General features: G+C 48.3%; 8 protein-coding genes. 6 read left to right on the top strand and 2 right to left on the bottom strand.

Annotation, left to right across the window (positions count from 1 at the left end):
• Nucleotides 1–29 precede the first annotated feature (29 nt).
• Complete coding sequence (locus CPIN_RS14950; protein ID WP_012790650.1) at nt 30–1,139, bottom strand: 8-amino-7-oxononanoate synthase; 1,110 nt, start codon at nt 1,137–1,139, stop codon at nt 30–32.
• Nucleotides 1,140–1,165: 26 nt separating this feature from the next.
• Here CPIN_RS14950 and CPIN_RS14945 point away from each other — a divergent pair, with 26 nt between their 5' ends.
• Nucleotides 1,166–1,762 carry a MiaE family protein gene (locus CPIN_RS14945; RefSeq protein WP_012790649.1) on the top strand — a complete coding sequence of 199 codons (597 nt, stop codon included), beginning with the start codon at nt 1,166–1,168 and terminating at the stop codon, nt 1,760–1,762.
• Here CPIN_RS14945 and CPIN_RS14940 read toward each other — a convergent pair.
• Nucleotides 1,759–3,999 (bottom strand): patatin-like phospholipase family protein, encoded by a 2,241-nt coding sequence (locus CPIN_RS14940; protein ID WP_012790648.1) that lies wholly within the window; start codon nt 3,997–3,999, stop codon nt 1,759–1,761. The two genes, CPIN_RS14945 and CPIN_RS14940, sit on opposite strands and share 4 nt — an antisense overlap.
• A gap of 171 nt (nt 4,000–4,170) precedes the next feature.
• Here CPIN_RS14940 and CPIN_RS14935 point away from each other — a divergent pair, with 171 nt between their 5' ends.
• The 5 genes from CPIN_RS14935 (at nt 4,171) to CPIN_RS14915 (ending at nt 14,814) form a co-directional block, all read left to right on the top strand.
• A complete protein-coding gene (locus CPIN_RS14935) occupies nt 4,171–5,655 on the top strand; it encodes an MFS transporter (protein ID WP_012790647.1) in 1,485 nt (494 codons plus the stop codon).
• Between the two features lie 387 nt (nt 5,656–6,042).
• On the top strand, nt 6,043–6,438 hold the full coding sequence (locus tag CPIN_RS14930) for a hypothetical protein (RefSeq protein WP_012790646.1): 396 nt from the start codon (nt 6,043–6,045) through the stop codon (nt 6,436–6,438).
• 8 nt (nt 6,439–6,446) lie between these two features.
• Nucleotides 6,447–7,982 carry a chymotrypsin family serine protease gene (locus CPIN_RS14925; protein WP_012790645.1) on the top strand — a complete coding sequence of 512 codons (1,536 nt, stop codon included), beginning with the start codon at nt 6,447–6,449 and terminating at the stop codon, nt 7,980–7,982.
• Between the two features lie 2 nt (nt 7,983–7,984).
• Nucleotides 7,985–11,428, top strand: coding sequence for a DUF6603 domain-containing protein (locus CPIN_RS14920; protein WP_012790644.1), 3,444 nt, complete (start codon nt 7,985–7,987; stop codon nt 11,426–11,428).
• The gene (locus tag CPIN_RS14915; protein ID WP_012790643.1) at nt 11,425–14,814 is read left to right on the top strand and encodes a hypothetical protein; all 3,390 of its coding nucleotides are present in this window, start codon (nt 11,425–11,427) and stop codon (nt 14,812–14,814) included. The genes CPIN_RS14920 and CPIN_RS14915 overlap by 4 nt, the downstream gene beginning before the upstream one ends.
• The last annotated feature ends 10 nt before the right edge of the window (nt 14,815–14,824 follow it).

Raw genomic sequence — 14,824 nt, 5'->3', positions numbered from 1 at the left:
ATACATAAAATATGCCGCAGCCATCAGCGTTATCCTGCCAGGCCCTTTATCAGACGGTCTACTTCTGCCTCCGTATTGAAGCTGTGTAAGACAATCCGCAATCGCTCTTTGCCTTTAGGGACCGTCGGATGCAGGATAGGCCGGACATCAAGTCCGGCGGACTGTAACCCGATCGCGATCCTCCGCGTCTCTTCATTTCCAGGGGTCAGGACGATCTGTATAGGCGTCTCGCTGTATAAAGTACTAAAACCCACTACTCCTTTCCTGAAACGGTTGATTAAAGCAGACACGTGTTCCCTGGCCGCCTGCATATACGGGAAAAGTTCATAACTGGCCACTATTGCTGCAATGGCTGTAGGCGGTAATGCCGTGGTATAAATAAATGAACGGGAAAAGTTGACCAGGTAATCCCGCAGGTGCGGACTACCTAATACCACCGCCCCATGACAACCCACCGCTTTACCGAAGGTGTGTACTCTGGCAAAGCAGGCATCCTGTAATCCCAGGTGCTGTACGAGCCCTTCTCCTTTTAAGCCCACTACACCGGTCGCATGCGCTTCATCCACAACCAGATGTGCGCCATGTTTATCGCAAAGCGCTGCCATTTCCTGCAAAGGCGCAAAATCCCCATCCATGGAATACACAGACTCTACTGCCACGAAAATATTACCAACAGCATGTTGCAATTTCTTCAACAGGTCTTCCAGGTCATTGTGCAAAAAAGAAAATGCCTGTGCCTTGGATAAGCGGATCCCATCCCTGATGGAGGCATGTATTAACTGGTCATAAATGATGGTATCCCCTTTCTGCGGGACCGCTGAAAACAGGCCCAGATTGGCATCATACCCTGAATTATAAATCAGTCCTGCCTTTGCCTGATGAAAGGTAGCCAGCATTTCTTCTGCTTCCTCTACCCAGGCATAGTTGCCGGCCAGCAGACGTGATCCGGTACTACCATGCATATACGGCCTCGCCTGTAATAAGGTATGGACTCCTTCCTGCATGGCTGCACTCTGTGCGAGTCCCAGGTAATCATTGGAACAGAAGTCCACCGATCCGGGCGCTGGTAATCTCAGCCGGCGGAATGCGTGCTGCGCCTCGCGCTGCGCCAATTGCTGCAAAAGAAAATCTTCTTTCATCTCCCAAAGCTAAGTAACTTTGCCCTATGAGTAAAGTCTCCATATTAGGTCTGCATCTTCCTACTGATCCGCGCTGGGTAAACCTGGCAGCTATCTCCCTGGAAGAAATTCTGACGGACCATGCCTTCTGCGAACAAAAAGCCGCTACCTCCTGTATTTCCCTGATCCAGCGCTATCCTGAGAAAGATAAACTGGTACAGGAACTCGCTCCTATCGTTACGGAAGAATGGGGCCATTTCCGTCAGGTACTGGCTGAAATGCGTAAACGCGGGTTCTCTCTCGGTAAACAGCGAAAAGATATGTACGTGAATGCCCTGATGGAACACCAGAATAAAGGGGGAGATCCGCAAAGTGTACTGCTGGACAGATTACTGATATTCGCCCTGATTGAAGCCCGTAGTGCGGAGCGTTTCCGTTTGCTGAGCGAGGGTCTGGAAGATGAATACCTGAAAGAGTTCTACCGTAAATTCATGATATCTGAAGCGGGACATTATCGCCTGTTCATCGATCTGGCCAGAGAATATGTACCGGAAGAAAAAGTGAAAACCCGCTGGCAGGAATGGCTGACACTGGAAGCTGATATTATGAACAATCTGGAAGTGCGTGGAGACAGGATGCACTAAAAGTTAAATCCGATGTTGACATACATCCGTAAGCGTCCGTCCTGGTCACAATACATCACGGACGCTTCTATTGGACCCATAAAGGAAGAATACCCGCCCGTTACCCCGTAGCCACTCAGATATTTATACTTAGAAGATACGTCTCCCAGGAAGTCATATACTGCCACACCCGCACGGGGTATTGCGTAGGTATTCCGCATAAATTCATACTGCCAGGACAATTGCAGGGTTGCGGCGCTGGAAGTCGTAATCTCTGCCTCCCGGATACCGACCAGTGGCAACTGGTTACGGATCACGTTATTCAGACCTCCCAACAGGAATGCATTAATTGGTCCCTGCCGGTGTGTAAAATTAGCGGCTCCACCCATCTGTACCTGGAAGGTATTTCTCGGATTGAATGGCACATTGTATTTCGCCTGTAAAATCGTGCGCTGGTAATCATTAAAATTAAATCCATAGTCTGATGGCATGATCTCTACTCCATCCTTATAAACCCTGTAGCCCGTCTGCTGGTGATATACCCAACCGGATTCAAACTGCAGATCCATGCCGCGATGCGGATAGACCTTTCTATCCAGTGAATTCACTCCAAAGAACAGGAAACTATTCAGCTGATTACCATTCCCTCTCAATACCTCCACCGATTCATAGCGCGGACTGATATTCATGAACTCGTAACGCGTGCCTAAGCCCATCGCCATCATACTATTCAGGGTATACTGGAACTTCGCCTCACCATTCAGGTATTTCAGATGATACTCCATCTGTCTTTTCAAGTTTTTGTATAAGGAAAGTGCATCATCTTCAAAATAAACGCCCAGTCCGAAGCCAAAGTTCCGCTTTGGTCCCAGGTATTTGAAGAATTCACCCTGTACTCTCGGATTCTCACTGATCGCCAGACTTACAAAAGCACGGGAATTCGGTACCACAAAATTGCGTTGTGTGATATTGATGATCGCACTGGCATTCGTAAAACTGTTATACTGCAAGGCAAACTTCACATAGGTCAGCGGGTTTTCCTCCACCTGTATATCCATGATACTTTTACTGTCTCCCTGCGGGTTCAAATGATAAGTGATCATTTTATAGAAACGTGTACCGAATACATTCAAGACCGCGTCTTTGATATCCTGTGGTGTATAACAACCGCCCTTCACCAATCCCAATCTTCCCAGGAAAAAGTCAACATCTGAATGCACGAGACCTGTTACACTAATGTCTACCAGTTCAATATCGGGTGTAAATGGTAAGCGGTCCTTCACAAAAGGTTTCTCCGATGGGTACAGGGCATTGAGTGAATCCGCCATCTGTTTGAAGATCGGGTACATTTCGGCGCCCTTTTTCTTCCCTATTGCCAGCAATGAATCCACACTTCCGAAACTGGCAGCGCTATAATCATCGAGATGATGTTGTATATATATGTCTGTCAGTTTCTTTGCCTGTTTAAAATCATCTGCGTCTTTGTAAAAGCCTAACTGATAGATAATATCCAACGGTGTCACCAGCTGATCCGCTTTACGCAAACCACCACTGACATTGGATCCGATCACCAGGTCAGCCCCCATTTCCTTTGCCGTGATCACCGGGAAGTTACGTACGACGCCACCGTCTACCAGTTTTCTGTCGCCGATCTTCACAGCAGTAAACACAGAGGGGATCGCCATACTGGCGCGGATAGCGGTGACAATATCACCTGTATCCAGGGTAACTACTTCACCGGTAGTGACGTCTGTGGCAATACATTTAAAAGGAATATTAAATTTTGAGAAGTCTCTGACATTGTTAACCGGCCAACACAAACGGGCCAGTTCCAGCCAGAGTTGTTCGCCCGCAATTACACCAGAAGCCAGTTTCGGCTTTCCATATTCAAAGGGGATCTCTATCAGATATTTATTGTATTCGCGTTTTTCTTCGTAGGAGATATCCGTCAGGACCGGCTGGTTGGAGAAGAGATTATCCCAGTCCATCTGACGGGCGAGTTTTTCAATGGCGTCGCCGGAGTAGCCCATGGCGTACAGTGACCCGACAATGCTCCCCATACTGGTACCGGTTACATAATCGATCTTTAATCCCGCACTATCCAATGCCTGTAAAATACCAATGTGCGCCAGTCCTTTGGCGCCACCACCACTGAGTGTCAACCCTATTTTAGGTCTTTTTGCCGCTTCCTGTGCGAAAATAGCCACAGGAAACAGTAAAAAAATGAAGATAATAACTAAAGCCAGTCGTTTACGCATATATGATTAGTGTGGTGCTATCCGGAAGCCTGAAAAAGTTCATTGAAGATACTCATAATAAAGACGTATTTCAAGCGCCTTTCCCCTATTTAAATATGTAAATACTATAACATTTACAACAATTTCCCTATATTATACATCGATATCAACCAAGTAACCACGTACACGTCTATGAACAACAGCAAAATCTCACAATCCATCTGGCAGGTAATACTGGCCTCTTCCGCCGGGACACTGATTGAATGGTATGACTTCTACATCTTTGGTAGTTTGTCCGCCATCATTGCCCAGAAGTTTTTTCCGCCCAGCAATCCTGATCTGGCCTACATTGCCACATTGGCGACTTTTGCCGTGGGATTCATTGTTCGCCCTTTTGGCGCCATCGTCTTTGGCCGGCTGGGTGATCTTACCGGACGTAAGTACACCTTCCTGCTCACCCTGTTGATTATGGGCGGCTCTACCTTTGCTATCGGGCTGGTACCCGGTTATGACAGCATTGGTATGATGGCCCCGATCATAGTATTGTTGCTCCGTCTGCTACAGGGCCTTGCGCTCGGTGGTGAATATGGCGGCGCCGCTACGTATGTCGCAGAGCATTCTCCGCATGACCAGCGGGGATATTACACCAGTTTTATTCAGACGACCGCCACCCTTGGCCTGTTCGTCTCGCTGGCGGTAATTCTGCTGACACGTTCCAGTCTGACACCGGAAGACTTTAACGCCTGGGGCTGGCGTATTCCTTTCTGGCTGTCCATTTTGCTGGTCGTGATGTCCTACTACATCAGGATCCGTCTGAAAGAATCGCCCCTGTTTGCCAAACTGAAATCAGAAGGCAAAACCTCACTCAATCCCATCAAAGAAAGTTTCGGTAAAAAAGAAAACCTCCGCCTGGTATTACTGGCACTTTTTGGTGCTGCCATGGGTCAGGGCGTGATCTGGTACACAGGTCAGTTTTATGCATTGTCATTCCTCCAGAAAACGATGCAGGTAGAATTTGTACAGTCCAATATTATTATCGCCGTCGCCTTGTTACTTGGCACTCCTTTCTTTATTTACTTCGGTAAATTATCTGATAAGATTGGCCGTAAGAAGATTATGATGACGGGTATGCTGATCGCCGCGTTGGCTTATTATCCGATTTATGCCGGTATGGATCGTATCGGTGATCTCAGTAAGAAAACAGAAGACGTTCCCCGTTTCAGTATTGAGAACTCCATCAGTCGTAATGACAAAATGCAGAATATCGAAAAATCTGTAAAAACAACTACTTATACAGATGGAGCAAAGTACCGGGAAACAACGATCTCCACTGATGGAAAAACAGAAACCATCAAAGAGGTCATCGTCAGCAATACACAACTCTGGCAGCTGATCTTACTGGTATTCATACAGGTGGTTTTCGTCACTATGGTTTACGGACCCATTGCCGCATTCCTCGTAGAACTGTTCCCTACCAGGATACGGTATACGTCCATGTCATTGCCTTATCACATCGGGAATGGCGTCTTCGGCGGATTGTTGCCTACAGTGGCCACACTGCTCGTTACCGAAACGCACAATCACCTGGCAGGACTTTTATATCCTATCGCGATTGCACTGGTCTGCTTCGTGATAGGTGTCACCGGGATTAAAAAGAATATGATCAGTGAGGAGTAACTATCATATCTTTTCATGATTGGCGGAAGAATCTTCACTATTTAATTTAACTATTATTCAGTATCAATCTGACAACACAAAACCCGCGTAATAGCCTTGTATTACGCGGGTTTTATGTTTTTATAAATCTCCTTATATCGTTGGATATCAACCTGTCCAGACAGCTTTTTTTTAGCTCCTTTTTGTAGTTATCAAAAATAGTCCTAACTTTTCCTTACAATATGGATCTGTGTTATTGTTTAGTGAGTTTCCCCAAATTCCTGATCATTTATTATTACCCCCAAAGTCACAACAGCAAGGAGAAGCCAATAGTACAGTCATTATCAGTAAGTCTATCATTAAGGTATACCGTTATTTCTGTCCGAACGCAAAACGGTTTACCCCATTATGTCTGGCATCATCACCACAATACCGGGCGCACTTAGCCGCGGACTGTTTGCCATAGCCGCCGTTGGTTTATTTTATTATACTAAATGTAATGCTGTCATGGGAGAAGATTTTTGTAATGCTTTATCGGGCAATGACCGCCGCGTATTGCAACAGCAGACGGACAGCTTTTTGCGTACCCTCAACGCCGGCGCAAATCAGCAAGAGAATATAACAGCCATCATTCAGTGGCTGTCCGCCCATCCCTGCGTCAGTCAGGTGAAAGCCGGACATGGTATGCTGCGCTCTGATCCGCCGGTGAAGGAGTTTTTTGTAACGATGAAAGATAGTCCGGGCGGTAGCGTCACCATCGGCGTAGAATTCGCCCCTGACAAATTGAAATTTCATACAAAATAACTGCAACAATGAACCCCAATGAACTGCATTCACAACAAAACGAGATGCTGAGCAACCTCGAAAGTGTAAAGCAATCCCTATTGCAGCTACCGAATGTTATAGCAGTGGGAATCGGCATCAAGGAATCCAACGATACCTTCACTGATGAAATAGCCTTCCGCGTCTTTGTAGAAGAGAAAAAACCACTGAATGAACTGAAACCGGAAGAAGTGGTACCCTCTGTTATTGCCGGTGTAAAAACCGATGTACTCAAACCTTACGTCGTCAAACCACGACCTGACGTATGTGGGACCGAACGCAGAACACTCACCAAACACAGACCCTTACAGGCAGGCATTGCCATCTCCATCAACGCTACGTCTTATGGTACGCTTGGCTGGTTTGGCAGACTCACCGCTGACGACAGCGTAATATTACTAACCAATAAACATGTGATCGGCAATACCGCAAACGATAAAGTAGCGCAACCTAAATTAGGCGATGTCAGCAAATGCTGTTGCTGCGAATGCGGAGATGATAATGCCATCGGCAAAGTATTGTTTGGTATCAAAAATAATGTCGTCGACTGTGCGATAGCGCGTGTCGACGAAGAATGGACGGCAGGACTTAATCTCCAGATCACCAATGACGCCACTTCTGAAGTACTGGAAGTCGCTTCTCCTCCTACGGCTGCGGCAGTAGTAGGCGATGTGGTGAGAAAGATAGGCGCCCGCTCCGGATTTACCACCGGTGTGGTCGTACATATCGGTGATGCAGCAGTTGCAGGTACAGACCCTGCGGGAGGCACCATTACCATTATACCCGATCAGGTGCTGGTGATCCCACATTCCACAGAAACTTATCAGGTATCTGATATGCATACCGGCACACAGGTGTGTAAGTTCGCCTTCTCCAACAACGGAGATTCCGGCTCTGTCATACTCAATGCCGATAATAAGATTATTGCCTTGTTACACGGCGGTGATGAAACCACCAACTCCGTGGACATAACCTTTGCCAATAACATCGCGAATGTGCTGGCAGCGTTAACTACCGGCACATTCCCTGTTACACTTTCCTCGACAGATGCAGGCAGACGCGATACAATTAAAACACGCACCATCACAAGATCAGCGCCTGTCACAACAGACAATCAACTGGAAGCGCTACGCGACGCCAACAAAGACAGCGTACTTTACCAATTGTACGAGAAACATCATGCGGAAGTCTTACAACTCATCAATCATAAACGTCCGGTAACAGTCATATGGCAACGTCACCAGGGGCCTGCATACGTCGCAGCCCTCACACGTGCCGCCAGGGAAACGGGATATGAACTGCCTTTAATCATCAATGATATCTCGCGGGAAGACCTGCTGTTAGCCATGGAGAACACATTACATGCGCACGGATCTGCTGCGTTAAAGCAGGATTTGATGTACTACAGAGAAGCCATACTTGCCTCGCTTTGTCATACGCAAAGCCTGGATGCGATTGCGGCTGTCTGTAAGGCCACCGGATTGATTGAAGCCATTCCATCCCCGTCTATACCTAAACTCATTTAGCAATGGCAGCAGCAAGACAAATAGGTACATTCGAGGCGATCACCATGGGCATCGGACACTTTCTGTCTCCATTGGAACAGGAGCTTGCCGGAGGAAAGGCGCGGGATCTGCTGGCTTCCCTGGGATTACAACTCCCACCTGCTGCAGACGGCGTGCCTGCCTTCTCCAGTGCTATTGCCGATACCTATAATAACGCGAAACAGATTCCTACGCTGATCAATAGTCTGGTAACAGCTATCGACGCGGAGAACATCGGTAATATCTTCAATGCCTCCAAAGACCTTGCGCAGGCGATTGTCAACACTATCAAAGGCTTTGACGGTGTAGCTACTGCCATCAACGGACTAAGTGGCCCAACCGGCATTCCTGGTCCGGTGTTAAATGATTTTGCCACGAAGCTGCCGGGGCGTCTGATGGATTATCTCATTGTACGTAACATCGAACAGGCCCCTGTCATACCGGAAGTCCTCGAATTTATTGGTGCGATAGAACGAAAACTGGTGAATGCGGGTTCTGGTGATCCTAATCTGCCGGAGTTTGAAGAATACAGGTTCCATATTGATAAATTGATGGACTTCCTGTCTGCTCCGCTGGACCAGTTAAAAAGCATCTACGACTGGGGTGCCAGTAGCTTTAATGGTGATAAATTACTCCCGGCGCTACAGCATCTGGCCAACTGGGCAGGTTATCCGGCAGTGATCGATACCAGCGTCAACCCGAATGTGCTGGATATCTTATTCGCAGAAATCTCTCCTAAAACAGATATCAATCCAAAAGGGATCTCCATCCGGTTGGTGAAGAAAATAGACGTTGATAAAAGTATCCCGTTCAACCAGGGAGGCGACTGGCAACTGGAAGCCCTGATCAGCGGAGATATTGAAGCCTCCACTGCTGTAACCATTCAACCGGATGGCAATATCACCTTTGCACCGCCTACCGCTACTGTCAATGGTGATTACGGTGTACGCTTTACTTCCGGTAAGGCAGATGGTACACCTTTTATCATCTTCGGACAGCCCGGTAACTCGCGACTGGAAGTCAAACAGTTCATTCTGGAGGCCAAGACCAAATTGAGTTTTGGAACCAGTACGGCTCCCACTGCCCCGTTTGTGATCAGTGGCGATATCAAGGGCGGTAAACTCATTATTGACACTTCCGGTGCAGATGGTTTCATTAATAAGTTGCTGTCAGGGATCAGGATAGAAAATGAGTTTGAGCTGGGTATGGGCTTTAGCTCTTCTCAGGGACTTTTCTTCCATGGCAGCAGTGTGCTGGAGGTACGACTAAACGTACACCTTTCTCTTGGTCCGATAGATATCAACGGACTCTATCTGTCCTTCGGGATGCAGGGAAAGGAATTCCCTATCGGTCTGGCGACAGATATCAAAGCCAGTCTCGGACCACTGAATGTCGTAGTAGAAAACTTCGGCGTACAGGCCAAGATCAGTGTACCAGACGACCGAAAAGGCAATGCAGGTCCGCTGAATTTCGACATAGGTTTCAAACCGCCGAAAGGCGTTGGTTTATCGATAGATGCCGGCATCGTGAAAGGTGGCGGTTACCTCTATTTTGATTTCGATAAAGGAGAATATGCCGGTGTGCTGGAACTCTCCATTGTTAAGATTGTCACTGTCAAAGCCATCGGGCTTATTACGACAAAGTTGCCCGATGGCAAGCCGGGCTTCTCTTTGCTCATTATCATCACGGCGGAATTCGGTACTGGTATACAGCTAGGTTTCGGATTCACGTTACTCGGACTGGGAGGTTTACTTGGTTTAAACCGGACTATGTTACTGGAGCCACTGGCATCTGGTATCCGTACAGGCGCTATCAACAGTATTATGTTCCCGCCGGACCCTGTTGCCAATGCACCGCGTATTATCAGTGATCTGCGGACATACTTCCCTCCTTACGAAGGAAAGTTCCTGATTGGTCCCATGGTGAAACTGGGCTGGGGTACGCCGACGCTGATCAGTGTAGCCTTTGGTATTATCATCGAGATACCGGGTAATGTGGCGATCATCGGCGTGTTAAGGATCAATCTACCAGACGAAAATGTGCCGATCGTCACTATTAACGTAGCCTTTGTCGGTGCGCTGGAATTCGACAAAAGCAGGATCTGGTTCTTTGCTTCCATGTTCGACTCCCGGATCCTGTTTATGACGATGGAAGGAGACATGGGATTGCTGATGGATTTTGGTTCCAATCCGAATTTTGTGTTGAGCGTAGGAGGTTTCCATCCGCAGTTCAATCCACCGCCATTACCTTTCCCGAATCCGAGACGTATACACATTGACGTACTACGTACGCCGGTAGCGCGTATTACGGCAGAGAACTATTTTGCCGTCACTTCCAACACCGTGCAATTTGGTTGTCGTGCAGAGTTCTTCTATGGCATCAGCGCCTTTAATCTGCATGGTGATTTCAGTTTTGATGCGCTGTTCCAGTTCTCGCCGTTCCGGTTTATGATCGATATGTCCTTCTCACTGGGCATGGATGTATTTGGCGTGGGCGTGTTTACGGTACGACTCAAACTACATCTCAGCGGACCAGCACCCTGGAATGCGCGCGGTACAGCTACGCTGTCTATCGACCTCTGGCTGTTCTCTATTGATATTTCCGTCGACTTTGATATCACCTGGGGTGAAGCGGACAATCCGAAACTGCCAGCCATCGATGCTATACCAATCCTGGTGATTGAATACAACAAGGCAGATAACTGGAAAGCGGAGATCCCTGCGAATCTGACCCTGCTGGTATCCCTGCGTAAGCTGGATACCACAATAGAAACGCTGGTATTACATCCGCTGGGGACTTTGCGTATCAGTCAGCGCGCTATCCCTTTAGGCATCAATGTGGACAAAGTAGGCGCGAATCCTGTTCAGGATGCACATCTGTTCTCCGTAGAAACTGCCAGTCCGGGACTGACCATCACGAGTGTCGCTCCACAGGAACGATTTGCCATTGCGCAGTTCCAGGAAATGAGTGATGCGGATAAATTATCACGTCCTGCTTTCCAGGAAATAAATGCCGGTGTTGAACTGGCCTATTCCGGCAAACAGTTAGGTTCTTCTAAAGTGACAAAGCGTATCGTGCGCTATGAAGTAAAGATCAATGATGTGGATGGCAAACGCCGTGCGTTCCGCTGGTTTAAGAATATAGGTACCCTGTTCTTCCACTGGCTGGGCGGTAATGCAGTCAGCTATTCCGCACTGTCTTACAGCAGGAAGAAAGCCATGGTACCAACGCTGGCAGATGATAGGATTAAGGTCGCACAACCTGGTTATGTAGTAGCCGGCGTGAATGATAATAAGCCATTGTCCAGCGCACCGGTATTTGCTTCAGAAGCCCATGCACATGACTATCTGCAGAAAACGTTTATCAATAATCCCGGGATGATAGAAGAGATTCATGTCATTCCAACATTTGAAGCCACAGCAGTATGAGTATTGCAACTTATTCCTTTCTGCCTTACCTGCGTCAGGGACTGGCAAACGGTCTGCAATCATCCGGCGGAGCCCGCGGTACCTTTACCGTGGATCTGAAAGTACGCGGTGACAGCGCCACTGCCCCTGTTGAGCAAAAGAAGGTAGAGATCTATGGCCCCGGAGACATTGTCGGCATAGATCCCCGTGCGATTGTTAAGACTGACCCTCACCCCTGGATTACCAATTTTGAGCCGAATTACCTGGCTTATCTCGACTTTTACAGCGAAGACTACCCCTGGCGCTATACGCCGGTACAAGCGACCGGAAAGCGCTTAAATCCATGGATTTCGCTGGTCGTACTGGCGGAAGGTGAGTTTACCGAAGTCGGACAAACAACAGGACGGCCATTGCCGGCCGTTAAACTGAGCAATCCGGGCATCCGCGACTTCTTCCCCAAAGCCGATCAGCTATGGGCCTGGGCGCATGTGCATATGAACGGCGACCTGACTGCCAGCGACAGTACCATCGTAGTAGACGGACAGGTAGCTGTAGATGCGGCATTGGACAAGTTGCAGGCAACGCTGAATAATAACGCGGATATGGCGTATTCGCGCCTGATGTGTCCACGGAAACTATTACCAAGTACCCCCTATCATGCGTTTGTGATCCCGTCTTACGAGAGCGGACGTCTTGCAGGTCTTGGTGCAGACGCTGCGGCTATTGCGGCAGCCGCATTGAATATCGGCTGGCAGCAGCCGAATGTGGAATTCCCTTATTACTATCGCTGGCAGTTCAATACCGGCAAAGAAGGGGACTTCGAATACCTTGTGAGGTTATTGAAACCCAAAGTAGCCGACAGTCGTGTAGGAAGACGCGTCATGGACATGACTAAACCGGGCGCTAATCTGAAATGGCAGGAAGACCCTGCGCACAATCTGGGCGGTATACTCCGTCTCGGGGGCGCCTTACAGGTACCGGACGAAGCGCTGACAGATGAAGAAATTGAAAAGAAGGAAAAATTTGATAAATGGGCCATCCGTAATCTGCCGGCCCTGCATCCTTTCCAGGTGCAGCTGGCCGGCTTTTTAAACCTGGCGGATGACTATAACCTGGTGAAATCTGCGGATGCCAATGTAAATGCGAAGGAACAAAGCCAGCTGGATATTGATCCTAATGAGGATGAAGATCCGCTGATCACCCCTCCTATTTACGGCAAATGGCACGCCATGGTGGAACGTGTATATGTAGACCGTGATGGTGCCCGTATAGATCATAACTACAACTGGTTGAATGAACTGAACCTTGATCCACGCTTCCGCGTTCCGGCACATTTCGGTACACGTGTGGTACAGGAGAACCAGGAAGATTATATGGAGGCGGCCTGGGAGCAGATCGGCGAAGTCTTAAAAGCCAATAAGAAAATACGTTTTGCGCAATTCGGGATGGCGGCGGCCACCGCTTTGTATAATAAGCACCTGATAACCGCGAATGCGGTATCTGCACCTAAAACATTACTGCTGACGGCGCCTGTACAGAAGCGGATCATGTTTAATAATGCGACCGTCTTCCATAATATGCGGCAAAGCGTATTACCCAATACAATACTGTCAGCACCCATGCGCAGGATTGTCAGACCAAGAGGACGCATTGCCTTTCATCTGCAAAAACAATTACCTGCCGGTGAAAAACTACGGCTGGAAACTGTCGTGGCAAAAGTCAATGACGGAGAAATACTACCTGCGCCTCCAAAGACGGTTCCTCCAGCATTACCGACTGTTGATAAAGTAGCAGGTAGTCTGGAACCGAATATTCCACCGTTCCTCAAAGACCTCCTGCGTCGCCACAAGTGGTTGCCACTGGCAGCATTAGGCATTGCCATACTGATCATACTCCTGTTACTGTTGTTTGGAGCGGGTGGCGGATTATGGGCTGTGGGCATTGTGATCGCAGCTGGATTTGTCTATCTCTGGCGCTTGTTGTCACAATGGGCGAAAGCATTGAATGCAGCGGCAGCAGTAGCATCAGACAACCTCATGTCTGCTACGGTGGATGAAATGCCGAAGAGCACTGATTTCCATCTGACCGATATAGGCGACACATTCAGACCCACTACAGGTAATACCGATAGTGCGAACAGCGTAAAATTCAAACAATCACTGAAAGATATGTACCGCCTCTTCGAAGGCGTAAAAGCGGAGATCCCTGCGAAACGCGTACCGATCCAGCTTAATCTCCCACAGGTAGCGACGACGGTCGTCACCCAACTGCAACCACAAAAGACCATACCCGCCTGGATCTGGCAACAGGTATTCTTCCCTCCATGGATAAAAGATCAGATAGATACGGAAAGGTTCACAGAAGCAATGGCCTATCCGAAGATCAACAAACCGATGTATGAAGAGCTGAAGAAAATCTCTGATGAACTCTTCCTGCCAAATGTTGATAAGATAGAACGAAACAGCATGACCTTACTGGAAACGAATCAGCGTTTTATTGAGTCTTATATGGTGGGACTAAACCATGAGTTTGCGAGAGAGCTGTTATGGCGGGAATATCCGACGGATCAGCGCGGTAGTTATTTCAGACAGTTCTGGGACGTATCCAGTGTGTTGAAAGATCCTGCTTTGCAGGGTGAGGCAGAAGAGATTGCACGCGAACCTTACTATGACATTCCTAAACTGCATTTCTGGAAAAGGGCCAGTAAACTGGGCGGTCACGATCATAGGCAGCCGCCAGGAGAACCACCAAAAGAAGAAATCGTACTGGTGATACGCGGTGAGTTGCTGAAGAAATACCCCACCACTGTCGTGTATGCACATAAAGCTATCTGGTCTAAGAACAGTAATGGGCAGTTTGATGTGAAGCTGATCCGGAGTCTGCATATGCAGGCGGAAGGCGACAAAGAAAAGCCTGATCCGGAAGTGGTACGTACCCCTCTATATCAGGCGAAGATTGACCCGGATATTTATTTCTTCGGATTTGATCTGACGGTGGATGAAGCGAAAGGAGAAAATGAACCCGCGAATCCAACATTAGAAAACGCCGGATGGTTCTTTGTGTTGAAAGAAAGACCCGGTGAGGCGCGCTTCGGACTGGATGTTACGGCCACAGATGGCGGCAATCAGAATCTGGTCAGCTGGAATGACCTGGACTGGGCGAGAGTCTTACCAGGCGATGGCGCCATAGACGTACTGAACCTGCCGGCGCCGCTGTCGCTGCCTGCCAGTGCGCCGCCGGTTACTGACTCTAACAACACGGAAGAAACAGGACAGCGGGACCAATATCTTGACGACAAGCAGATCACCTGGGATAGCAATGTGGACGCTGCTAACCTTGCCTACATCCTCTACCAGGTGCCCATGATGGTGTGTACACATGCGGCAGACATGCTTTTAAAGAAATAAACTAATTAAA

This window comes from Chitinophaga pinensis DSM 2588 (assembly GCF_000024005.1).
Lineage (GTDB): Bacteria > Bacteroidota > Bacteroidia > Chitinophagales > Chitinophagaceae > Chitinophaga > Chitinophaga pinensis.
Note: the sequence above shows the minus strand (reverse complement) of the source record. Positions and strands in the feature narration are given on the sequence as shown.